The 20,478-nt window shown below is 70.5% G+C and carries 19 protein-coding genes; 11 read left to right on the top strand and 8 right to left on the bottom strand.

What is annotated here, in order from left to right; translation table 11 throughout:
* Nucleotides 1–62 precede the first annotated feature (62 nt).
* The 5 genes from OG718_RS44465 (at nt 63) to OG718_RS44445 (ending at nt 5,879) form a co-directional block, all read left to right on the top strand.
* Nucleotides 63–1,088 carry a 6-phosphofructokinase gene (locus OG718_RS44465; RefSeq protein ID WP_143642956.1) on the top strand — a complete coding sequence of 342 codons (1,026 nt, stop codon included), beginning with the start codon at nt 63–65 and terminating at the stop codon, nt 1,086–1,088.
* Nucleotides 1,089–1,235: 147 nt separating this feature from the next.
* On the top strand, nt 1,236–2,186 hold the full coding sequence (locus tag OG718_RS44460; RefSeq protein ID WP_143642957.1) for a cytochrome c oxidase assembly protein: 951 nt from the start codon (nt 1,236–1,238) through the stop codon (nt 2,184–2,186).
* Between the two features lie 177 nt (nt 2,187–2,363).
* On the top strand, nt 2,364–3,722 hold the full coding sequence (locus tag OG718_RS44455; protein ID WP_328846823.1) for a DUF6777 domain-containing protein: 1,359 nt from the start codon (nt 2,364–2,366) through the stop codon (nt 3,720–3,722).
* 32 nt (nt 3,723–3,754) lie between these two features.
* A complete protein-coding gene (locus OG718_RS44450; protein WP_328846822.1) occupies nt 3,755–5,707 on the top strand; it encodes a serine/threonine-protein kinase in 1,953 nt (650 codons plus the stop codon).
* A 13-nt stretch (nt 5,708–5,720) separates the two neighbouring features.
* On the top strand, nt 5,721–5,879 hold the full coding sequence (locus OG718_RS44445) for a hypothetical protein (protein ID WP_107102596.1): 159 nt from the start codon (nt 5,721–5,723) through the stop codon (nt 5,877–5,879).
* A gap of 54 nt (nt 5,880–5,933) precedes the next feature.
* Here OG718_RS44445 and OG718_RS44440 read toward each other — a convergent pair whose 3' ends face one another.
* The 4 genes from OG718_RS44440 to OG718_RS44425 form a co-directional block, all read right to left on the bottom strand.
* Nucleotides 5,934–7,148, bottom strand: coding sequence for a sensor histidine kinase (locus OG718_RS44440; protein ID WP_143642960.1), 1,215 nt, complete (start codon nt 7,146–7,148; stop codon nt 5,934–5,936).
* Nucleotides 7,145–8,872 carry a sodium/solute symporter gene (locus OG718_RS44435; RefSeq protein WP_143642961.1) on the bottom strand — a complete coding sequence of 576 codons (1,728 nt, stop codon included), beginning with the start codon at nt 8,870–8,872 and terminating at the stop codon, nt 7,145–7,147. The genes OG718_RS44440 and OG718_RS44435 overlap by 4 nt, the downstream gene beginning before the upstream one ends.
* A gap of 105 nt (nt 8,873–8,977) precedes the next feature.
* Nucleotides 8,978–9,334 (bottom strand): hypothetical protein, encoded by a 357-nt coding sequence (locus tag OG718_RS44430; RefSeq protein WP_143642962.1) that lies wholly within the window; start codon nt 9,332–9,334, stop codon nt 8,978–8,980.
* A gap of 10 nt (nt 9,335–9,344) precedes the next feature.
* The gene (locus OG718_RS44425; protein WP_143642963.1) at nt 9,345–10,100 is read right to left on the bottom strand and encodes a LytR/AlgR family response regulator transcription factor; all 756 of its coding nucleotides are present in this window, start codon (nt 10,098–10,100) and stop codon (nt 9,345–9,347) included.
* Nucleotides 10,101–10,177: 77 nt separating this feature from the next.
* On the opposite strand from OG718_RS44425, the gene OG718_RS44420 reads away from it, so the two are divergent.
* The 3 genes from OG718_RS44420 to rocD all read left to right on the top strand — a co-directional run bounded on the left by OG718_RS44420 (nt 10,178) and on the right by rocD (nt 12,913).
* Nucleotides 10,178–10,672, top strand: a complete 495-nt coding sequence (locus tag OG718_RS44420) for an Lrp/AsnC family transcriptional regulator (RefSeq protein ID WP_143642964.1) — start codon at nt 10,178–10,180, stop codon at nt 10,670–10,672.
* Nucleotides 10,673–10,862: 190 nt separating this feature from the next.
* Nucleotides 10,863–11,684, top strand: a complete 822-nt coding sequence (gene ddaH, locus OG718_RS44415) for a dimethylargininase (RefSeq protein WP_328846821.1) — start codon at nt 10,863–10,865, stop codon at nt 11,682–11,684.
* Nucleotides 11,681–12,913, top strand: a complete 1,233-nt coding sequence (gene rocD, locus OG718_RS44410; RefSeq protein WP_143642966.1) for an ornithine--oxo-acid transaminase — start codon at nt 11,681–11,683, stop codon at nt 12,911–12,913. The genes ddaH and rocD overlap by 4 nt, the downstream gene beginning before the upstream one ends.
* Before the next feature lie 202 nt (nt 12,914–13,115).
* Here rocD and OG718_RS44405 read toward each other — a convergent pair whose 3' ends face one another.
* Genes OG718_RS44405 through OG718_RS44390 form a run of 4 tightly spaced genes read right to left on the bottom strand, consistent with a single transcriptional unit; the run spans nt 13,116 to nt 16,952 of the window.
* A complete protein-coding gene (locus OG718_RS44405) occupies nt 13,116–14,423 on the bottom strand; it encodes an NAD(P)/FAD-dependent oxidoreductase (RefSeq protein WP_260695708.1) in 1,308 nt (435 codons plus the stop codon).
* Nucleotides 14,420–15,271, bottom strand: a complete 852-nt coding sequence (locus OG718_RS44400) for an amino acid ABC transporter ATP-binding protein (RefSeq protein ID WP_328846820.1) — start codon at nt 15,269–15,271, stop codon at nt 14,420–14,422. The genes OG718_RS44405 and OG718_RS44400 overlap by 4 nt, the downstream gene beginning before the upstream one ends.
* Nucleotides 15,268–16,038, bottom strand: a complete 771-nt coding sequence (locus tag OG718_RS44395; protein WP_143642967.1) for an amino acid ABC transporter permease — start codon at nt 16,036–16,038, stop codon at nt 15,268–15,270. The genes OG718_RS44400 and OG718_RS44395 overlap by 4 nt, the downstream gene beginning before the upstream one ends.
* Before the next feature lie 11 nt (nt 16,039–16,049).
* Entirely contained in the window at nt 16,050–16,952 is a 903-nt protein-coding gene (locus OG718_RS44390) for a substrate-binding periplasmic protein (RefSeq protein ID WP_328846819.1), read from the bottom strand.
* Nucleotides 16,953–17,237: 285 nt separating this feature from the next.
* Here OG718_RS44390 and OG718_RS44385 point away from each other — a divergent pair, with 285 nt between their 5' ends.
* The 3 genes from OG718_RS44385 to OG718_RS44375 all read left to right on the top strand — a co-directional run bounded on the left by OG718_RS44385 (nt 17,238) and on the right by OG718_RS44375 (nt 20,446).
* Nucleotides 17,238–18,446: a CdaR family transcriptional regulator gene (locus OG718_RS44385; protein WP_143642969.1), complete on the top strand. Its 1,209-nt coding sequence runs from the start codon at nt 17,238–17,240 to the stop codon at nt 18,444–18,446.
* Between the two features lie 155 nt (nt 18,447–18,601).
* A complete protein-coding gene (locus tag OG718_RS44380; RefSeq protein WP_143642970.1) occupies nt 18,602–19,330 on the top strand; it encodes a lysophospholipid acyltransferase family protein in 729 nt (242 codons plus the stop codon).
* A 90-nt stretch (nt 19,331–19,420) separates the two neighbouring features.
* Nucleotides 19,421–20,446 carry an NAD-dependent epimerase/dehydratase family protein gene (locus OG718_RS44375; RefSeq protein WP_328846818.1) on the top strand — a complete coding sequence of 342 codons (1,026 nt, stop codon included), beginning with the start codon at nt 19,421–19,423 and terminating at the stop codon, nt 20,444–20,446.
* The last annotated feature ends 32 nt before the right edge of the window (nt 20,447–20,478 follow it).

Raw genomic sequence — 20,478 nt, 5'->3', positions numbered from 1 at the left:
GCGGCGTCCCGCCGGACAGCGTGGTCCGGTTCCCGGCCCACGTTGAGAAGGTATTTCGGGCTATGCGCATTGGTGTCCTCACGTCCGGCGGCGACTGCCCCGGCCTGAACGCCGTCATCCGGTCCGTCGTACACCGTGCCGTCGTCGACCACGGCGACGAGGTCATCGGCTTCCGTGACGGCTGGAAAGGCCTCCTGGAGTGCGACTACCTCAAGCTCGACCTCGACGCGGTGAGCGGCATCCTGGCTCGCGGCGGCACCATGCTCGGTTCCTCCCGTGTCCAGCCGGCGCATCTGCGTGACGGTGTGGAGCGGGCCAGGGGGCATGTCGAGGAGCTCGGGCTCGACGCGATCATCCCGATCGGCGGCGAGGGCACGCTCAAGGCGGCCCGTCTCCTGTCGGACGGCGGCCTGCCGATCGTCGGCGTGCCGAAGACCATCGACAACGACATCGCGGTCACGGACGTCACCTTCGGCTTCGACACGGCCGTCGGTGTCGCGACCGAGGCGCTGGACCGGCTGAAGACCACCGCCGAGTCCCACCAGCGCGTCCTGATCGTCGAGGTCATGGGCCGCCACACCGGCTGGATCGCCCTGCACTCCGGCATGGCCGCGGGTGCCCACGCGATCGTCGTGCCGGAACGGCCCTTCGACATCGAGGAGTTGGCCCAGAAGGTCGGCGAGCGGTTCTCGGCCGGGAAGAGGTTCGCGATCGTCGTGGCCGCGGAGGGTGCGAAGCCTCGCGAGGGCACGATGAGTTACGACGAGGGCCGCAAGGACGTCTACGGCCACGAGCGCTTCGCGGGCATCGCCCGGCAGCTCTCCATCGAGCTGGAGGAGCGCCTCGGCAAGGAGGCCCGTCCGGTGATCCTCGGGCACGTTCAGCGCGGGGGTACGCCCACCGCGTACGACCGGGTGCTCGCGACCCGGTTCGGGTGGCATGCGGTGGAGGCCGTGCACCGGGGGGAGTTCGGGAAGATGACGGCTCTCCGGGGGACCGACATCGTGATGGTGTCGCTGGCGGAGGCCGTGGAGACGCTGAAGACCGTCCCGGACGAGCGGTACGCCGAGGCGGAGTGCGTTCTGTAGGTGGTTGGGCGGCTGCGGGTTCGTCGTGGCTTGTCGCGCAGTTCCCCGCGCCCCTGAAGGAGTGCCCCCGGTCGCCAACGCGGCCGGGGGCAGTTCTAGTCTGGGTGCGGACAGACAGTGCAACCAGTACGAAACAGGAGCCGGCGGATGGATCACAGCGGGCCCGGCATGATGATGGATCTGCCGCCGTTCACGCTGGGGCGGGGACTTCAGTGGTCACCGGACCCGTTCTTCCTCGTGGCCTGCCTGCTGGGGCTCGCGCTGTACGGGTGGGGTGTGGTGCGGCTGGTCCGGCGTGGTGACGCCTGGCCGGTCGGGCGGACCGTGTCGTTCGTCGTCGGCGTCCTGAGCGTCATGCTCGTGCTGTGCACCGGGCTCAACGACTACGGCATGGTCATGTTCAGCGTGCACATGGTGCAGCACATGGTGATCAGCATGCTGTCGCCGATCCTCATCCTGCTCGGCGCGCCCATCACGCTCGCCCTGCGCGCGCTGCCGACGGCCGGCCGCGACCGCAAGGGGCCGCGCGAAGTGCTCCTGATGTTTCTGCACAGCCGGTTCATGAAGGTCGTCACGCATCCGGCGTTCACGATCCCGCTGTTCATCGCGAGCCTGTACGCGCTGTACTTCACCCCGATCTTCGACTTCCTGATGGACTCCAAGACCGGCCACGTCGCGATGATGTGCCACTTCCTCGCCGTCGGTCTGGTGTTCTTCTGGCCGATCATGGGCGTCGACCCCGGCCCGCACCGGCCCGGCTATCTGATGCGGATGCTGGAGCTGTTCGCGGGCATGCCGTTCCACGCGTTCTTCGGTATCGCGCTGATGATGGCGTCCGAGCCGATGGTCGAGACGTACAAGAACCCGCCCGCCTCGCTCGGCATCGACGCGCTCGCCGACCAGACCGCGGCGGGTGGTATCGCCTGGGCGTTCAGCGAGATCCCGTCCGTGCTCGTGCTCCTCGCGCTGCTCTTCCAGTGGCACCGCTCCGAGGAGCGGCAGGCGCGGCGCGCGGACCGGGCCGCCGACCGTGACGGCGACAAGGAACTCGAGGCGTACAACGCCTATCTGGCCTCACTCAACGCACGCGGTCACTGAGCCCCTTTTCCCCTTTCGGTCACTCCGTACACACTAAGAATTCCCCTTGACTGAAAGGCTTTTCCATTCAGTAGCATGATGCGTGACGCCCTGCTTCCGCTCTGCAGGGTTACGGGGGATCCGCTGGGGGGAGCGGTCATGACAATTCACGCATGCTTGCTGAGGACTGGAAAAACCGTGGTCCGAAGGCTTGCCGTACTGCTCGCCGCTGCGGTGATCCTCAGCGGATGCACGGAACAACGCCTGTTCGCGGTGAAGGCCGTCGCCGCCGGAGTGCCGTCACTCGCACCTTTTTTCGAAGAGGACGGCTCGCTCGGCACCGACGAGACGAAGCTCAGGCCGGAGCAACCGCACAGCGGCCTGCAGCAGGGCAACACCCCTGGTCTGTACGGGGGTACGCAGAAGTCCAAGGTCTGTGACGTCGACCGTCTCAAGGATTTCCTCACCGATCCCAGGAACCGTCAAAAGGCCCGGGAATGGGCCCGCATCGTGGGCATTACGCCTGATCGGATCGAGGGGTACATCGACGGCCTCACACCCGTTCTGCTGCGTCACGACACTCTCGTGAAGAACCACGACTACAAAAAGGGCAAGGCTGTCGCCTTCGACTCATTGCTGGAGGCGGGGATCGCGGTATTGGTGAACGACCAGGGACTTCCCGCCGTGAAGTGCTCGTGCGGAAATCCGTTGCAGTCCTTCGACAAGGATCCCGAGAAGATCTCGGTCACGTTCGAGGACGGCAACAAAAAGTGGGACGGCTACGAGAAGTCCGACGTGGTGACCATCAAGCCCGCGCCCCGGCCGCTGGAGCGGATCGCCCTGGTCGACGTGGACGACCCGGACCGGGGCATCAACCGCCCCGTCGGCAGCTCGGGCGAGAAGGACAGGGCGTTCGACGCGACGAAGCAGCACGCGGTGCCGCGCGTGACGGGGATGACCTTCGACCAGGCCAGTCAGCGGCTGTCCGAGCTCGGGCTGGCGGCGACGTTCTCGGACGGACTCCCTTCGGGGGACGCGGCGGTGACGGGCTCCGATCCGGGGCCGGGGACCGAGTTGCGGTTCGGGGAGGCGGTGGCCCTGAGCGTCGCCGACGACGGCGAGGAACCGGGTACGCCTCCGAAGTCGGACACGTCCGACGGGCCGAGCACGGACGGCCCGACATCGGACGACCCGACATCGGGTGGGCCGAGCACCGAGGAACCGACCACGGACGGGCCGACCACTGACGGCCCGACGTCGGGCGAACCCACCACGGACGACCCGGACACGGGCGGCCCGACGTCGAGCGAACCCACCACCGACCGGCCCACCACCGGCGAACCCACGTCGAGCGAACCCACGACGGCCGTCCCGACCACCCCCACCGCGTCGAGCGCGCCGCCCACCGTCGAGCCGACCTCCACCGACCCCACGTCCGCGGGGCCCACGTCCGCCGAACCCACGCGGAGCGAGCCGGCGACCAGTGAACCCGCGTCGAGCGAACCCGGCTCGTCCAGTGCGCCGGCTCCGGGCGAGCCCGCTGTCGGTCCGGCGTGAGCCCCCCAGAGCCGAACCCCGGGAGTGACCGGATGGCATCAGGATCACCGCAGTCGGGAGTCGGCCGGGTCATCGCCGGCCGGTACCTTCTGCTGAACCGGCTGGGCAGCGGCGGCATGGGACATGTCTGGCTCGCCCACGACCAGCGACTGGCGTGCGAGGTCGCGCTCAAGGAGATCGTGTTCCGCAGCCCGGGCGAGGACGGCGACCGCTCGGCCAGGGTCGCCCGGGCCCGTGCCGAGGCCCGGCACGCCGCGGGGCTGCGCGGCCACCCGCATGTGGTGACCGTGCACGACGTCCTGGAGCACGAGGGCCTGCCCTGGATCGTCATGGAGTACGTGCCGGGCGCGCTCGACCTGCACGCCCTGGTCACCCAGCGCGGGCCGCTGGCTCCCGCCGAGTGCGCCCGCGTCGGACTCGCCGTGCTCGACGCGCTGACCGCCGGGCACGAGCGGGGCGTCATGCACCGTGACGTGAAGCCCGCCAACATCCTGCTGGCCCCGGACCGCGCCGGGTCGCCGTACGCCCGGGTCCTGCTCACGGACTACGGCATCTCCGTGCAGCCCGACGGCGGCGAGACGCGGTACACGCAGACCTCGGTACTGGTGGGCACCGCCGGTTACCTGGCGCCCGAGCGGGCCCAGGGCGGGCCGCCCACCGCGGCGGCCGACCTGTTCTCGCTGGGCTGCACGCTCTACTACGCCGTCGAGGGCTACGGCCCCTTCGACCGCGACTCGGGGCTCGCGGCGCTCACCGCCGTCGTGCTGGAGGAGCCTCGTCCGACGCTGCGCGCGGGCGCGCTGGAATCGCTCCTGGCCGCCATGCTCACCAAGAACCCCGTCCACCGGATCACCGCGGAGGAGGCCGAGGGCGCACTGTCCGCGATCCTGACGCCGCAGTCGCATCCCCGGACCCAGATCGACCCCGGCTCGGAGCCGCCCTGGGCGAAGGGGCCCACCCATACGGCCGCACCCCGTGTCCCGGAGGCGCCCAGGGCGTCACAGAGCCACGCGAACGGCTCACAGTGGTACGCGCCGTCGGCCGCGCAGGAGTCCTCGGTGGCGCCCGGGCAGGGGAACCCCGCCACCTGGCCGCCGCCCGGCCAGGGGCACTCCCCGTGGCCTACGGGGCAGGGATTCGGGCCTCCCCCCGCCACCACCAGCAGGCGCCGCCCGCGCCACCGCGTCCTGAAGGCCGTACTGGCGACCGCGCTGGGGCTGGCCCTGGCGGGCGGCGGAACCTGGTACGCGATGGCGTACCTGCCGGGCAAGGGCGCCGGGAAACCGTACGGAGAGGTCGTCGGGCTCGCCGACCCGCTCAAGGACGGGGACTGCGTGGACGCCGAATGGCCCGGCACGCCCTTCTCGGGCGAGCCCGCGCTCAAGGTCGTGGGCTGCGACAGCGGGAACACCGAGGGGCAGGTCCTGGCGGTGTTCGAGACCGGCTCCGCCGAGGAGGCCCGTACGGGAGGGGCCGTCCAGTGCGAGCAGCGCACCGGGGAGACCCGTAGGAAGCTGGCGGACATCCGCTCCTTTGCCGCTGTCCCGACGACCGACGGCTTCGATGCCGCCGGCCGTCGCGTCGCCTGTCTGCTGCTGGATGCACGCGGCTATCCCGTGTACGGCCCGCTCGGGGACCATCGCAAACCGGGCACGCTCTTCAAGGACACGGCCACCATGCAGAAACGGGACTGCCTCGACAAGGTTTCCGGCAACCGCGCCAAGCTGGTCTCCTGCGACGGCCCCCATGAGCAGCAGGTGCTCGACTTCTTCCGCATGCCTCCGGGTACCAGGCTCGACGACGCACACGACAAAGCGCCCGAAACCTGCCAGAAAGAGATCCCGCCGCAGGACTACGGCTACGACCCCAGCGTCTACGAGGCCGCTGCCTGGGTGGGTAACAGCGGGTGGAACTCGGGAACGCGTTTCGTAGTGTGCACTGCAATTCGCCAAGACCGGGGCACCATGGAGAGGGACGAACCATGAGGAGGGTGTTGCGATGCCCGGTTCTACGAAGACCATGGGAGTGCTCACCGTAGGCGGACTGGTAGTGGTCACGGCCTACACGGTGGCGCTCGGGAGCAGCGGCTGGCTGTGGTTCGGCTGGGTCGTGCTCGGTCTGATCACGCTGGCCATGGTGGTGTCGCGCCCCACCTGACGCACTCTGCGCCTCGTCCCCCGGGCAGCTTCGGCAGTTCTGTGCCCGGGGGACTCATTCGCGGGGCAGGTGTCCCGCCGAGTGCACGCCCGGCTGGTATTTTGGCAGCCGGGCGGTGATTTTCATGCCCGCTCCGAGTGCGGTCTCGATGACGAGGCCGTAGTCGTCGCCGTACACCTGCCGCAGCCGGTCGTCGACGTTCGACAGGCCGATGCCGCCCGAGGGACTGACCTCGCCGGACAGGATGCGGCGCAGGCGGTCGGGGTCCATGCCGGGTCCGTCGTCCTCGATGACGACGAGTGCCTCGGCGCCCGCGTCCTGCGCGGTGATGGTGATGCGGCTCTTGTCGACCTTCCCGGTGCCGCCTTCGAGGCCGTGCTTCACGGCGTTCTCGACGAGCGGCTGGAGGCAGAGGAAGGGCAGGGTGACCGGGAGTACCTCGGGGGCGATCTGCAGGGTGACCGAGAGCCGCTCGCCGAAGCGGGCCCTGACCAGCGCCAAGTAGTGGTCGATGGCGTGCAGTTCGTCGGCGAGCGTGGTGAAGTCGCCGTGTCTGCGGAACGAGTAGCGGGTGAAGTCGGCGAATTCCAGGAGGAGTTCGCGGGCCCGCTCGGGGTCCGTGCGGACGAACGAGGCGATCACCGCGAGCGAGTTGAAGATGAAGTGCGGGGATATCTGGGCCCGCAACGCCTTGATCTCGGCCTCGATCAGGCGGGTGCGGGACTGGTCGAGGTCGGCGAGTTCCAGCTGGACCGAGACCCAGCGGGCCACCTCGCCGGTGGCCCGGACGAGCACGGCCGACTCGCGGGGCGCGCAGGCGACCAGCGCCCCGTGCACCCGGTCGTCGACGGTGAGCGGGGCGACGACGGCCCAGCGCAGCGGGCAGTACGGCTCGTCGCAGTCGAGGCGGAAGGCCTCGCCGCGGCCTGTCTCCAGGGGGCCGCCGAGCCGCTCCATGATCTGGTCCCGGTGGTGTTCGCCGACGCCCTCCCAGGCGAGGACCGTGTCCTGGTCGGTGAGGCAGAGCGCGTCGGTGCCGAGCAGGGTGCGCAGCCGTCGCGCCGACTTGCGGGCCGTCTCCCCGGTCAGTCCGGCCCGCAGCGGCGGGGCGGCGAGCGACGCGGTGTGCAGGGTCTCGAAGGTGGCGTGCTCGACGGGGGTGCCGAGGCCGCCGAGGCTCGACGGGCGGGAGGTGCGCCGGCCGAGCCAGAACCCGGCGGCCAGCAGCGGGAGTACGGCCACGCACAGCCCGGCCAGGAAACCGTTCATGCCTTGACCTCCGTGCGTACCTGTCCCCCGGCGAGTTCCTCCGGCAGATGGAAGCGGGCGAGGATCGCGGCCGTTCCGACCGGCACCCGCCCGGGTGTCGCGAGGGACACCAGCATCATCGTGAGGAAGCCCAGGGGCACCGACCAGAGTGCGGGCCAGGCGAGAAGCGCGTGCAGCGAGCCCGTGCCCGGGAAGCCCGCCATGGTGGCGGCGACCGCGAGCAGCGCCGAGCCGCCGCCGACGATCATCCCGGCCGCGGCGCCGGGCGGGGTGAGCCGGTGCCACCAGATGCCGAGGACGAGCAACGGGCAGAAGGACGAGGCGGACACCGCGAAGGCGAGCCCCACTGCGTCCGCGACCGGCAGTCCGCCGACGATCGAGCTGGCCGCGAGCGGCACGATCATCGCGAGGACCGTGCCGAGCCGGAAGTGCCGTACGCCGCGCGAGGGCAGCACGTCCTGGGTGAGCACGCCCGCCACCGCCATGGTCAGGCCCGACGCCGTGGACAGGAACGCGGCGAAGGCGCCGCCCGCCACCAGCGCACCCAGCAGGTCCCCGCCGAGCCCGCCGATCACCCGGTCGGGCAGCAGCAGTACGGCGGCGTCCGCGTCCCCTGTGAGGGTCAGCTCGGGCGCGTACAGGCGTCCCAGCGCTCCGTAGACCGGCGGCAGCAGATAGAAGGCGCCGATCAGGCCGAGCACGGCGACGGTGGTGCGGCGGGCGGCGACGCCGTGGGGGCTGGTGTAGAAGCGGACGACGACGTGCGGCAGTCCCATGGTGCCGAGGAAGGTGGCGAGGATCAGTCCGTACGTGGCGTACAGAGGGCGTTCCTCGCGGCCGGCTGCGAGGGAGGTGGACATGCCGCCGTTGCTGCCGCGGTCCGCGACGGGGACCGGGTCGCCCTTGGTGAAGGTCAGCCGGGTGCCCTGTTCGATGCGGTGGACGCCGGCCGGGAGCCGGACCCGTTCGTCCTCGTAGCGCTCGCCGTCGACCGTGCCCGTCGCGGTGACGCTCAGTGGTTCGCCGAGTTTGAGGTCGAGTCCGGCGTCGATGCGGACGACCCGGTGCTCGCGGAACGTGGCCGGTTCGTCGAAGGGCCGGTCCGGGGCTCCGTCGCCCTGCCAGGCGAGGACGAGGAAGAGCGCGGGGACGAGCAGCGCGGTGAGCTTGAGCCAGTACTGGAAGGCCTGCACGAAGGTGATGCTGCGCATGCCGCCCGCGGCGACGGTGGCGACCACGACGACGGCGACGATGATGCCGCCGAGCGGCTTGGACGCTCCGGTCAGGACGTTCAACGTCAGCCCCGCGCCCTGGAGCTGGGGCAGGAGGTAGAGCCAGCCGACGCCGACGACGAAGGCTCCGGCCAGTCGCCGTACGGCCTGTGAGGCGAGCCGTGCCTCGGCGAAGTCGGGCAGGGTGTAGGCCCCGGAGCGGCGCAGCGGGGCCGCGACGAAGAGCAGCAGGACGAGATAGCCGGCGGTGTAGCCGACCGGGTACCAGAGCATGTCGGGGCCCTGGACGAGGACGAGGCCCGCGATGCCGAGGAAGGAGGCGGCGGAGAGGTACTCGCCGCTGATGGCGGCCGCGTTCAGCCGGGGGCCGACCGTGCGCGAGGCCACGTAGAAGTCCGAGGTGGTGCGGGAGATGCGCAGGCCGAAGGCGCCGACGAAGACGGTCGCGACGACCACGAGCGCGACCGCGGGGACGGCGTAGTTCTCGTTCACGGGCTGCTCTCGCTCACGGGCTGTTCTCGCTCACGCGGTGCTCTCGTCCTGGGCTCAGCGGTTCTCGGGCTCGGTCTCCGTCACGGTCTCGGTCTCGGTCGTGGGCTAGCGGTCCTCGACGAGGCGGACGAAGTCCTTCTCGTTGCGGTCGGCGCGGCGCACGTACCAGCGGGCGAGCAGCACCAGCGGCGGATAGACGCAGAAGCCGAGCACGATCCATTCCAGGCTCGAACTGTCGCCCATCGAGGCGAACACCAGCGGCAGCGGGCCCACGAGGAGGACGAGCACGGCGAACACGGTGAGCGCGGCGCGCAGCTGGGAGCGCATCAGCGAGCGGACGTAGGTGTGCCCGAGCGTGGTCTGCTCGTCGATCTCGGTGCGCGGCCGGGAGCGGCTCAGCGGGCGCGTACGGCGCGGCGGGCCGGTGACGACGACACGGCGGTCGGTGGGTTCCTGGGGCACCTGGGTCTCCTCAGCTCGCGGTCCGGCGCATCAGCAGGTCGCGCAGTTCGCGTGCGTGACGGCGGCTGACCTGCAGTTCGACCGATTCGACCAGGACGCTCACGGTACCCGCGTCCAGGCGGAGTTCGCTGATGTGGCCGAGGGAGACGAGATGGCGGCGGTGGATGCGGACGAAGCCGCGGGAGCGCCAGCGTTCCTCGAGGGTGGAGAGCGGGATGCGGACGAGATGGCTGCCCTGGGCGGTGTGCAGCCGCGCGTAGTCCCCCTGGGCCTCGACGTGGGTGATGTCCTCCACGGCGACGAAGCGGGTGACTCCCCCGAGCTCGACGGATATGTGGTCCGGGTCGGGTTCGTGCACGGGTATCAGCGGGGCCGCGTCCATCTGCTCGACGGCCCGGCGGACGGCCTCGGCCAGCCGCTCCCTGCGCACGGGCTTCAGGACGTAGTCGACGGCCTTGAGGTCGAAGGCCTGCACGGCGAAGCCCTCGTGCGCGGTGACGAAGACGACGAGCGGTGGTTTGGCGAACCCGGCGAGCAGCCGTGCCATGTCGAGCCCGTCGAGGCCCGGCATGTGGATGTCGAGGAAGACGACGTCGATGCCCTCGTCGCCGTCGGGGCCGCTCTCCAGGGCGCGGTTGATCCGGCGCAGGGCCGCCGTGGCATCGCTCGCGCCCTCGACGCTGCTCACCCGTGGATCGGCGTCCAGCAGATAGAGCAGCTCTTCGAGGGAGGGCGGTTCGTCGTCGACGGCGAGGGCGCGCAGCATGAACCCGGAGTGTAGGAGCAATTCGCACGCCTGCACATGCGGCGGGCCAGGTCGTCGCCGCTGGATACAGTGCCCGCATGACACCCACGTCCGCCCCCTTCGACGATCTCGACCGCAAGATCGTGACGGCTCTGATGGCGAACGCCCGCACGAGCTTCGCCGAGATCGGCGCGGCGGTCGGTCTTTCCGCCACCGCGGTCAAGCGCCGGGTCGACCGGATGCGCGAGACCGGCGTGATCACCGGGTTCTCGGCGACGGTGGAGCCGGCCGCGCTGGGCTGGCGTACGGAGGCGTACGTGGAGGTGTACTGCGAGGGCGCCGCCCCGCCGCGGCGGCTCGCGGAGGTGATGCGCAACCATCCCGAGATCACCGCCGCCATGACGGTGACCGGCGGCGCGGACGCGCTGCTGCATGTGCGGGCCCGGGACGTGGAGCACTTCGAGGAGGTGCTGGAGCGGATCCGGGTGGAGCCGTTCATCCGCAAGACGATCAGCTACATGGTGCTGTCCCATCTGCTGCCGGAGAGCCCGGAGGCGGGGGCGAGCCAGCCCGCCCCGGAACCGGGGGCGTGAGCGTTTCCCGACCCGGACAGCGGGAGTGAGTCCCCTCCGGACCACCCACGCAGCAATCGTGCGTCGACCGGCCCGAACACGCAGCATCCCTGCGGTGGCGCGCAATCCCCGATTCTTGTCGAGACCGGCCTCCGCTTCCTACCGTTGAGGTATCCCACCCAACACCGCAGGAAAGCGGAGGAACCCCTCTGTGCCCATGAGCCGTGTGCCGCGATCGAGGCGCTTCCTTGTCTGCGAACCCAGACACTTCGCCGTGCAGTACGCCATCAATCCCTGGATGCATGAGGACACACAGGTCGACGTCGATCTGGCCCGAGGACAGTGGGCGGAGCTGATCCGCGCCTACCGCGCCCACGGTCACACCGTCGACAGTGTGGAACCGGTCGCCGGTCTGCCGGACATGGTCTTCGCCGCGAACTCGGCGCTGGTCGTGGCCGGGCGGGTCTTCGGCTCGCTCTTCCACGCGCCGCAGCGCCGCCCGGAGTCGACCGCGTACGAGACGTGGTTCAAGAACGCGGGCTTCGACGTCTACCGCCCCGAGACGGTGTGCGAGGGCGAGGGCGACCTGGTCTTCACCGGCCGCCATCTCCTGGCCGGCACCGGATTCCGTACGGAACGGGCCGCCCACCACGAGGTGCAGGAGTTCTTCGGCGTCCCGACGGTCAGCCTCACGTTGGTGGACCCGCGCTTCTACCACCTCGACACCGCGCTGTTCGTGCTCGACGACGGCCCCGAGGCGAACATCGCGTACTACCCGGAGGCCTTCTCCCCCGGCAGCCGTGAGGTGCTCCGCCTGCTGTTCCCGGACGCGGTGATCGCCACGCACGAGGACGCGATGGTGTTCGGGCTGAACTCCGTCTCGGACGGACGTCATGTCTTCATCGCGCCGCGCGCCGAGGCGCTCGCGGGCGAGCTCGCCCGCCACGGCTATGTTCCCGTCCCCGTCGACCTGTCCGAGTTCCAGAAGGCCGGCGGCGGCATCAAGTGCTGCACCCAGGAGATCCGCTCATGACCGTCGCTCCCAGCCGTTCCGTGCGTTCGTCCGCCGAGCTGATCCGCGCCGAGGAGCCCGTCCTCGCGCACAACTACCACCCGCTGCCCGTGGTCGTCGCGCGCGCCGAGGGCGCCTGGGTGGAGGACGTCGAGGGCCGCCGCTACCTCGACATGCTGGCCGGCTACTCGGCCCTCAACTTCGGGCACCGCCACCCGGCGCTGATCGAGGCGGCACACCGGCAGCTCGACCAGCTGACGCTCACCTCGCGTGCCTTCCACAACGACCGGCTGGCCCGGTTCGCCGAGTCCCTGGCCGAGTTGACGGGCCTGGACATGGTGCTGCCGATGAACACGGGCGCCGAGGCCGTGGAGAGCGCCATCAAGGTGGCCCGCAAGTGGGCGTACGAGGTGAAGGGTGTGGCGCCGGACCAGGCGACCATCGTCGTGGCCGCGGACAACTTCCACGGCCGTACGACGACCATCGTCAGCTTCTCCACCGACGAGACGGCCCGCGCGGGTTTCGGTCCCTTCACGCCGGGCTTCCGCGTGGTCCCGTACAACGACCTCGCCGCGCTCGAAGCGGCGGTCGACGAGACGACCGCGGCCGTCCTGATCGAGCCGATCCAGGGCGAGGCGGGTGTCGTCATCCCCGACGACGGCTATCTCCGCGGCGTCCGCGAACTGACCCGGCGCACCGGATGCCTGTTCATCGCGGACGAGATCCAGTCGGGCCTCGGCCGTACGGGACGCACGCTGGCCGTCGAGCACGAGGACGTCGTCCCGGACATGCTGCTGCTCGGCAAGGCGCTCGGCGGCGGCATCGTCCCGGTCTCCGCGGTGGTGGCCCGACGCGACGTGCTCCAGGTGCTGCGCCCCGGCGAACACGGATCGACGTTCGGCGGCAACCCCCTGGCCGCGGCGGTCGGCTCGGCCGTCGTGGAACTGCTGGAGACCGGCGAATACCAGCGCAGGGCCGCGGAGTTGGGCGTTGTACTGCGCGGTGGTCTGACGTCCCTCGTCGGCAAGGGCGTCCAGGGCTTCCGGTCACGCGGCCTGTGGGCGGGCGTCGACGTCGACCCCGCCATCGGCACCGGCCGCGAGATCAGCGAACGCCTCATGCGAGAGGGAGTCCTCGTGAAGGACACCCACGGCTCGACAATCCGCCTCGCTCCCCCACTGACCATCACGGGAGAGGAACTCCGGACAGCCCTGGGCTCCCTGGAAAAGGTCCTGACGGAAGGGGCCTGACGGCTCGGGGGCGCCCCTCCACGTACTCGGCGGGGGGCGCCCCTTTTAGGGGCGCGGGGAACTGCGCGACCGGCCCCCCACCGGCCCGCGGCCAACAAACCGGCCGGTGTGGGGCGGAGCCCAAAAAGGGGCTCCGCGGGCCGGCACGGCACCCCGCGCCGACCCGCGGCCTAGGCAACCACCCGGTCCGAGGTACGGCGGCTCAGGGGAGGAGCCGATCGAACCGGAACGGCGCGAGGGCTTCGGGCCTCCGCCCCGAGCGGATGTACTCGGCGAGCCGGTGCCCCGTGACCGGCCCGAGCGTGACCCCGAGCATCCCGTGCCCGGTGGCCGCGAAGGCGTTCTCGTGGCCCGGCACACGGTCGATCACCGGAAGCCCGTCGGGAAGGAAGGGCCGCCCGCCGACCCAGGGATCCCGGATCAGGCTGACCAGATCGTCCGGATCGTCGAACCAGCGCCCGAGATAGTGGCGGCTCGCGAGGGCGACAGCCACAATGCGACGCCAGTCGAGGCGGTTGTTGTTCCCGCTCAACTCCATCGTGCCGCCGATCCGCGTGGTCCCGCCGATCGGCGAGGCGACAGCCCTGCGCTCGCCGAAGTACAGCGTGTGCCGGGGCGCCGGATCCAGGTCCACGGAGAAGCTGTAGCCCTTGCCCGCCTGGAGGGGCAGCGGACTGCCCAGGTCACGCAGCAGACCCGGCGAACGCATCCCGGCCGCCACCACGACGGCCGAGCAGGGGATCTCGCCCTGTGCGGTGCGCAGGGCGGTGACCCGCCCGCCCGAGGACCGGAACCCGGTCGCCTCCGCGTTCTCATGGACCTTCACGCCCAGGGTCGCCAACGCCTCCCCCAGCGCACGGGCGAACGCCTCCGGGTCGACCACTCCCTCACCCTCGACGAGGTAGGCCGCCCGCACCCGGGACGACAGCGCGTCGTCCAGCAGCCGCGCCTCACGACCCGTGGTCACGTCGTCGGGCATCGGATAGCGGCCGTCGGCCATCTCCCGCTGGACCGCGAGATGGTGCCGTGCCTCGGTCGGTGACAGGAACGCGTGGACCATGCCGGGCCGGGTCAGCGTCGTGTCGACGCCGGCCTCGCGCAGGCCGTCGAAGAGGTCGAACGTGTCCTGGTTCAGCTCGGCGATCGCCGCGTAGCCGCGCCGGAAGGCGGCCGGTGTGCTGCTGCGCCAGAACCGCCACAGCCACCGCACGAACGCCGGGTCCGGCAGCGGCCGCAGATAGAGCGGCGAGTCCGGCCGGCCCAGCGAACGCAACGCGTAGCGCACGACCCCCGGGGCGGGCACCGGCGTCGAATGGCTGAGGCAGACCCATCCGGCGTTGCCCCGGGACACCCCGGAGCCGAGGCCGCGCCGCTCGACGACCTCCACGGGGACACCGGACACGGCCAGGTAGTACGCCGTGCACAGCCCGACGACGCCGCCTCCGACGACCACGACGGGGTGGTCGCCGACCGGTCCCGTCGTACCGGCCGCGGTGGACGCACCGGTCATGACGCGGTTCCGTACGAGGCGAGGAACTCCCGGGTACGGGCCTGGGCGGGGCTGTCGAGGACGTCCTCGGGCCTGCCCTCCTCCACGATCCGGCCGCCGTCGACGAAGACGACGTGGTCGGCCACCTCGCGGGCGAAGGGCAGTTCGTGGGTGACCAGCAGCATGGTCATCCCGTCCGCGGCGAGTTCGCGCATCACGCTCAGGACCTCCCGGGTGGCCTCCGGGTCCAGGGAGGACGTGGGTTCGTCGAAGAGGAGCACCTCGGGCTTGAGCGCGAGGGCCCGGGCGATGGCGACGCGCTGCTGCTCGCCGCCGGAGAGCTGGTCGGGGTGGGCGAGGGCACGGTGGGCGACCTTGACGCGACGCAGCAGGGCGACGGCCCGTTCCAGCGCCTCCTGTTCGGGGATGCCCGCCTTGCGCTGGGCGAGGACGACGTTCTCGACGGCCGTGAGGTGCGGGAACAGATGGAACCGCTGGAAGACCATGCCGACGGTGCGGCGCAGCCGGGCCAGGTCGCGGCAGACCGTACGGCCGCCCTGGTGCACGACCTCTCCGGCGACCTCGACCGTGCCCCTGTCCGGCCGTTCGAGGAGGTTGACGCAGCGCATCAGGGTCGTCTTGCCGCCGCCGCTCTGGCCGATGACGCTCACGATGCGGCCGCGGCCGACCTCCAGGTGGACGTCGTCGAGCACGAGGCGGCCGTCGAAGGACTTGCTCAGCCCGTCGATCCGTACGACCGCCTCGGGAGGCGGGGACGCCGACGCGGTCTCGGTGGCCTTGGTGGTCTTCGTGGTCTCGTTGGTCTTCGTGGTCTCGTTGGTCTTCGTGGTGGTGACGGGCTCGGTCATACCGTCGCCTCCTTCCGGTCGGCGTCCACGACGAGGTCGCTCGCGAGCAGGGTGCGGGCCGCCCGCATCCGGCGCCGGCGCCACGGGGACAGCGGGACGCCCGCCCGTACCTTCCGCTCCAGCAGCAGGAGGAGCTGGGAGAGCGGGTAGCAGAGGGCGAAGTAGATGGCCGAGATGACCAGGTAGACCTCCAGTGCCCGGAAGGTGGCCGACGTGATGAGCCGTCCCTCGGACATCAGCTCGGCGGCGGACACGGTGACGAGCAGCGAGGTGGACTTCAGCAGGTCGACCAGCATGGTGTTGGTGCCGGGCAGCGCCTGCCTCAGTGCCTGTGGCAGGACGATGTGGCTGAAGATGCCGGTCCTGCCGAGGCCGAGCGCCTCGCCCGCCTCGGTCTGTCCGGCGTGTACGCCGCTGATCGCGGAGCGGAAGATCTCGGACAGGTAGGCGGCGTAGAAGACGACGAGGCTCACACAGCCGGCCGTGAACACGTCCAGCCGCAGCCCGGCCGAGGCCAGGCCGAAGTAGGTCAGGAAGATGATGGCCAGCAGCGGGACGTTCTTGAAGACCTCGGTGTAGACGGCGGCGACGGCCCGGGCGGGCCACGCCTTGCTCAGCCGCAGCAGTGCCACGGCCAGGCCGAGGAGCACCGCCCCGACGAAGCTCACCGCCGTGTAGGAGACGGTGCGCCAGAGCGCGTCGAGGAGGTCGGGCCGGTATTCGGACCAGGGGACCTGGAAGAGGCCGGAGGCGATGTCGGTCGTCACTGTTCATCCCCTCACTGCGCGATGGACGGGGGCGTCCAGTCCTGGGGCCGGTCCACTCCCCGGCGCGCGGTGGCGACGTCGGCGGAGGGCTTGAGGAACTGCTCGGGGTCGCCGCCGTACTTCTTGACGAGCCTCTCCAGCTCACCGTTCTCGTACATGGCGTCGATCTGCGCGGAGATGGCCTTCTCCAGCTTGGTGGCCTTCTTGGGCAGGTAGAAGCCGGTCTGGTACGGCTGGAAGTACTCGTAGGCCGGCTTCGCCTTGACCTGTGCGGCGGTCGGCGGCGTCATGTACTGGGTGTCGATCTTCAGGTCCGGGCGTTCCTTCTGTGCCGCGATGATGATCAGTGGGTCGAGGAAGCCGACGTCCACACGGCCCGCGCCGAGGTCGTCGAACACGCCGTTGGCGTCGGGGTAGGCGTGCAGCTTGGCGTCGGGTACGGCCTGGATGGACTTGACCCAGACGTACCCCTCGACCGTGCCGAGCTGCAGACCCTTCAGGTCGTCGACCGTCTTGTACGTCTTGCCGGACCGTACGGCCATCGCCGGCGGCGAGTAGTAGGGCGGGTCGGTGAACAGGCCCTGTTTCTGCCGGTCGGCGGACCAGGCGACACCGCCGATGGTGATGTCCACCCGGCGGGACTGCACCCCGGCGAGCATGCCCGCGAAGTCCGTCACCTGGGGCTTGACCTCAAGGCCGAGCTTCTTGGCCGCGTGGGCGAGGATGTCGCCGTCCAGGCCGACGATCCTGTCGCCCTGGACGCTGGTGTAGGGCGCGTACGGCTGGACGGCCACCTTGATCACGCCTGGCGTGATGGTGCCGAGGGCGGCGGTCTTCGCGGACACGTTCTTCGGTTCGTCGTCGCCGTCCGAACCACAGCCGGCGACCGCCGGTATCAGGAGGATCGCTGACAAAACAGCGACAAGTGAGCGCACACGGATCATCGGCTTGGGCCTTCCGTAACGGCACGGGTATCGGCACTGAAGGGGCCCGCCGTTCACCGCGCTGTGCCCCCGGCGGGGATGTGATGGGCTCATACGCTAGGGACAGGCCGGTCGTGCGTCACCGTTCACTTCGTACGAACTTGGGGCCGAAATCTCGCGGTCTGCTGTACGGTGCGTCCACTTCGACACCTCGGATCCATCGTCGATCCACCCCTGGTCCGTCCCCGGTCCGTCCCCACGACGGAAGGAACGCTCGTGCTGAGTCCGTCGCTCGCCCAGGAGATCGCCGGGGACACCTCCGCGGTCATCGGCTTCAACGTGCTGATCACCGACGCGGACGGGATGGTCATCGGCAGCGGTGACACCCACCGGGTCGGCACGTTCCACGAGGCGTCCGTCGAGGTGATCCGTACACAGGAACCGGCCACGCACAACGCGTCGCAGGCACATCGGCTCCAGGGTGTGCGCCCGGGAGTCACGCTGCCGCTGGTCACCGACGGACAGGCGGTGGGGACGGTCGGGATCACCGGTACGCCCGCCCAGGTGCGCCGCTTCGGCCTGCTGGTGAAACGGCAGACGGAGATCCTGCTCCGGGAGTCGGTGATGCTCCGCTCCCGGCTGCTCGCCGAGCGGGCGGCCGAGAAGCTGCTCACCGACATCGCCTCGTACGACCCGCAGGTGGTGGAGGGCGACTTCCTCGTCTTCCGGGCCGCCGAGCTGGGCTTCGACCTGCGGCTGCGGCGGGTCGCGGTGGCCTTCGAGGTGACCGTGCCGGACACGGGCGGCCGTCGGCACGGCACACCGACCCGGGACATGGCGCTGGTCCGCTCGGAACTGCTCCGCACGGTCCGTGAGGTGTTCGCCGACCCGCAGGACATCATCGCCACGACGGCTCCCGGCTGGATCGGCGTACTGCACCGGCTCCAGCCCGACCAGCCGGAGGCCGCACTGTCCGTCGACTGCCGGCGCGTCACCGACCTCATCGCCGCTCAGGGCGGCCTCATGGCCCGCGCGGGAATCGGCGAACCGGCCGCCTCGGTCGGCGCCCTGCACGACTCGTACCAGGACGCGTGCGACGCGCTGCGGCTCGGCGCCCGGCTGGCCGGCCGTGTCCCCGTCCACCTGATCACCGATCTGCGGGTCCACCAGGTTCTGGCCGCCGTCGGCCAGCCCGCGCGCAACCGCCTGCTCGACCTGACCGCCACGGACCTGCGCGCCCAGCCGGACTGGCCGGTGCTCCGCGACACGATCACCGCGTGGTGCGAGAACGGCTTCAACCTCGTAAAGGCGTCCGAGGCCCTGCACGTCCACCGCAACACCGTGGTCTACCGCATGAACAAGATCGAGCAGATCACCGGCCGGCCCCTGCGGGAGCACCGGACCACCATGGCCCTGTATCTCGCCTGCCTGGCCGACCAGTTGGGCAGCGGCGACACGTCAAGATCGAGCCAGGTACTGCCCTGACGGCTGGTCCGGAAGAGGGCGACGGGGCAGCATGAGTGCGTTCGGGGACGGTTACGGAGATCCGCCCCTGCACATACACTGGCGTCCCGCAGCACACCTGTTGACCAGCCAGAACGCGGCGGTTGAGCCGATCCTGTGAAGTGAGGAGCGACCCCTTGTTCTATTACGTTCTCAAGTACGTGATTCTGGGACCGCTGTTGCGGCTGGTCTTCCGCCCTCGGATCGAAGGTCTGGAGCACGTACCGGCGACGGGTGCGGCCATCGTCGCGGGCAATCACCTGTCGTTCTCGGACCACTTCCTGATGCCCGCGATCCTCAAGCGGCGCATCACGTTCCTCGCCAAGGCCGAGTACTTCACGGGCCCGGGCGTCAGAGGCCGGCTGACGGCGTTCTTCTTCCGCAGCGCCGGGCAGATCCCGGTGGACCGCTCCGGCAAGGACGCGGGGCAGGCGGCCATCCGCGAGGGTCTCGGCGTGCTCAGCAAGGACGAGCTGCTCGGCATCTACCCGGAGGGCACCCGCTCGCACGACGGCCGCCTCTACAAGGGCAAGGTCGGCGTCGCGGTGATGGCGCTCAGAGCCGGGGTCCCGGTCATCCCGTGCGCGATGATCGGCACCTTCGAGGCCCAGCCCCCCGGCCGGAAGATCCCCAAGATCCACCCCGTGTCGATCCGCTTCGGCGAACCCCTCGAATTCTCCCGCTACGCCGGCATGGAGAACGAGAAGGCGATCCTGCGCGCCATCACCGACGAGATCATGTACGCGATCCTCACCCTCTCCGAGCAGGAGTACGTCGACCGGTACGCGGCCGTCGTCAAGGCGGAGGAGGCCGCCGAGAAGGCGGCGCTGGCGAAACGCAAGTTCCCGCGTATGCCACTGAGGTGACCGTCCCCGGACCGACGTCCGCCGAGCGGAACCGGTCTGCCCACAGCTAATGCACTGGGATCCCGGCGGCGGGAGTCCTACGGTCGCCCCATGGGACGAGCTGTGGTGATCGGAGCGACGGGACAGATCGGGCGGGTGGCCGTGAAGGCGCTGGCCACGGACGGCTGGGAGGTGACGGCCGTCTCGCGGGGCGGCGGACGGGACGGGTCCTGGCCCGACGGGGTACGGACGGCACGGGCGGACCGCGCGGACGACTCCGCGCTGGCCGCCGCGGTCGGCGACGGCTGCGACGTACTGGTGGACATGGTGGCCTACGGGCCGGAGCACGCACGGCAGTTGACGCATCTGGCCGGCCGCGTCGGATCGGCCGTGGTGGTCTCAAGCCTGTCGGTCTACGAGGACGACAAGGGCCGCAACTTCGATACGCAGGAGCAGCCCGACGGGTTCCCGGAGTATCCGGTGCCCCTGTCGGAGGAGCAGCGGACCATCGCGCCCGCCGAAACCTCCTACAGCACTCGCAAGGCCGGTCTGGAGCGTGAACTCCTCGCCGCGGCCGATGAGTTGCCGACCACGCTGCTGCGCGCGGGCGCGATCCACGGGCCGTACTGCCGTACCCCGCGCGAGCTGTACTTCGTCAAGCGCAACCTGGACGGCCGGCGGCGACGCGTACTCGCGTACGGCGGGGAGAGCCGGTTCCATCCGGCGAGCGTCCACAACATCGCCGAACTGGTCCGCCTGGCCGCGCGGAAGCCCGGCGCCCGGGCACTGAACGCCGTCGATCCCGACGCGCCCACGGTGGCGGAGATCGCCGTGGCCATCGACGCGGTGATGGGTGTCGAGACCGAGAGCGTCCTGGTCGACGGGCCCGCGCCCGCCGAGACCGTCGGCGGCACTCCGTGGTCCGTGCCGCACCCGGTGGTCTGCGACATGGCGGCCGCCGAACGGGAGTTGGGATACAGGGCCGTGGCACGGTACGCGGAGACGCTGCCGGACACGGTCGCCTGGATCGAGCGGCAACTGGCAGGCCGGGACTGGCGGGAGGCGTACCCGAAGATGTTCCAGGCCTACGGCGACCTCTTCGACTACGCGGCGGAGGACGCCTGGTTGCGGGCATGAACGAGGGGCGGCCGGAATCCCGGCCGCCCCTC

This window comes from Streptomyces sp. NBC_00258, assembly GCF_036182465.1.
GTDB lineage: Bacteria > Actinomycetota > Actinomycetes > Streptomycetales > Streptomycetaceae > Streptomyces.
Note: the sequence above shows the minus strand (reverse complement) of the source record. Positions and strands in the feature narration are given on the sequence as shown.

Excerpts from the sequence above, each read along its gene's own strand:
- OG718_RS44400 (WP_328846820.1), bottom strand. The coding sequence starts at position 15,271 with ATGACCGAGCCCGTCACCACCACGAAGACCAACGAGACCACGAAGACC.
- OG718_RS44445 (WP_107102596.1), top strand. The coding sequence starts at position 5,721 with ATGCCCGGTTCTACGAAGACCATGGGAGTGCTCACCGTAGGCGGACTG.
- OG718_RS44440 (WP_143642960.1), bottom strand. The coding sequence starts at position 7,148 with ATGAACGGTTTCCTGGCCGGGCTGTGCGTGGCCGTACTCCCGCTGCTG.
- OG718_RS44450 (WP_328846822.1), top strand. The coding sequence starts at position 3,755 with ATGGCATCAGGATCACCGCAGTCGGGAGTCGGCCGGGTCATCGCCGGC.
- OG718_RS44425 (WP_143642963.1), bottom strand. The coding sequence starts at position 10,100 with ATGCTGCGCGCCCTCGCCGTCGACGACGAACCGCCCTCCCTCGAAGAG.
- OG718_RS44460 (WP_143642957.1), top strand. The coding sequence starts at position 1,236 with ATGGATCACAGCGGGCCCGGCATGATGATGGATCTGCCGCCGTTCACG.
- OG718_RS44375 (WP_328846818.1), top strand. The coding sequence starts at position 19,421 with ATGGGACGAGCTGTGGTGATCGGAGCGACGGGACAGATCGGGCGGGTG.
- OG718_RS44465 (WP_143642956.1), top strand. The coding sequence starts at position 63 with ATGCGCATTGGTGTCCTCACGTCCGGCGGCGACTGCCCCGGCCTGAAC.
- OG718_RS44405 (WP_260695708.1), bottom strand. The coding sequence starts at position 14,423 with ATGACCGGTGCGTCCACCGCGGCCGGTACGACGGGACCGGTCGGCGAC.
- rocD (WP_143642966.1), top strand. The coding sequence starts at position 11,681 with ATGACCGTCGCTCCCAGCCGTTCCGTGCGTTCGTCCGCCGAGCTGATC.
- OG718_RS44420 (WP_143642964.1), top strand. The coding sequence starts at position 10,178 with ATGACACCCACGTCCGCCCCCTTCGACGATCTCGACCGCAAGATCGTG.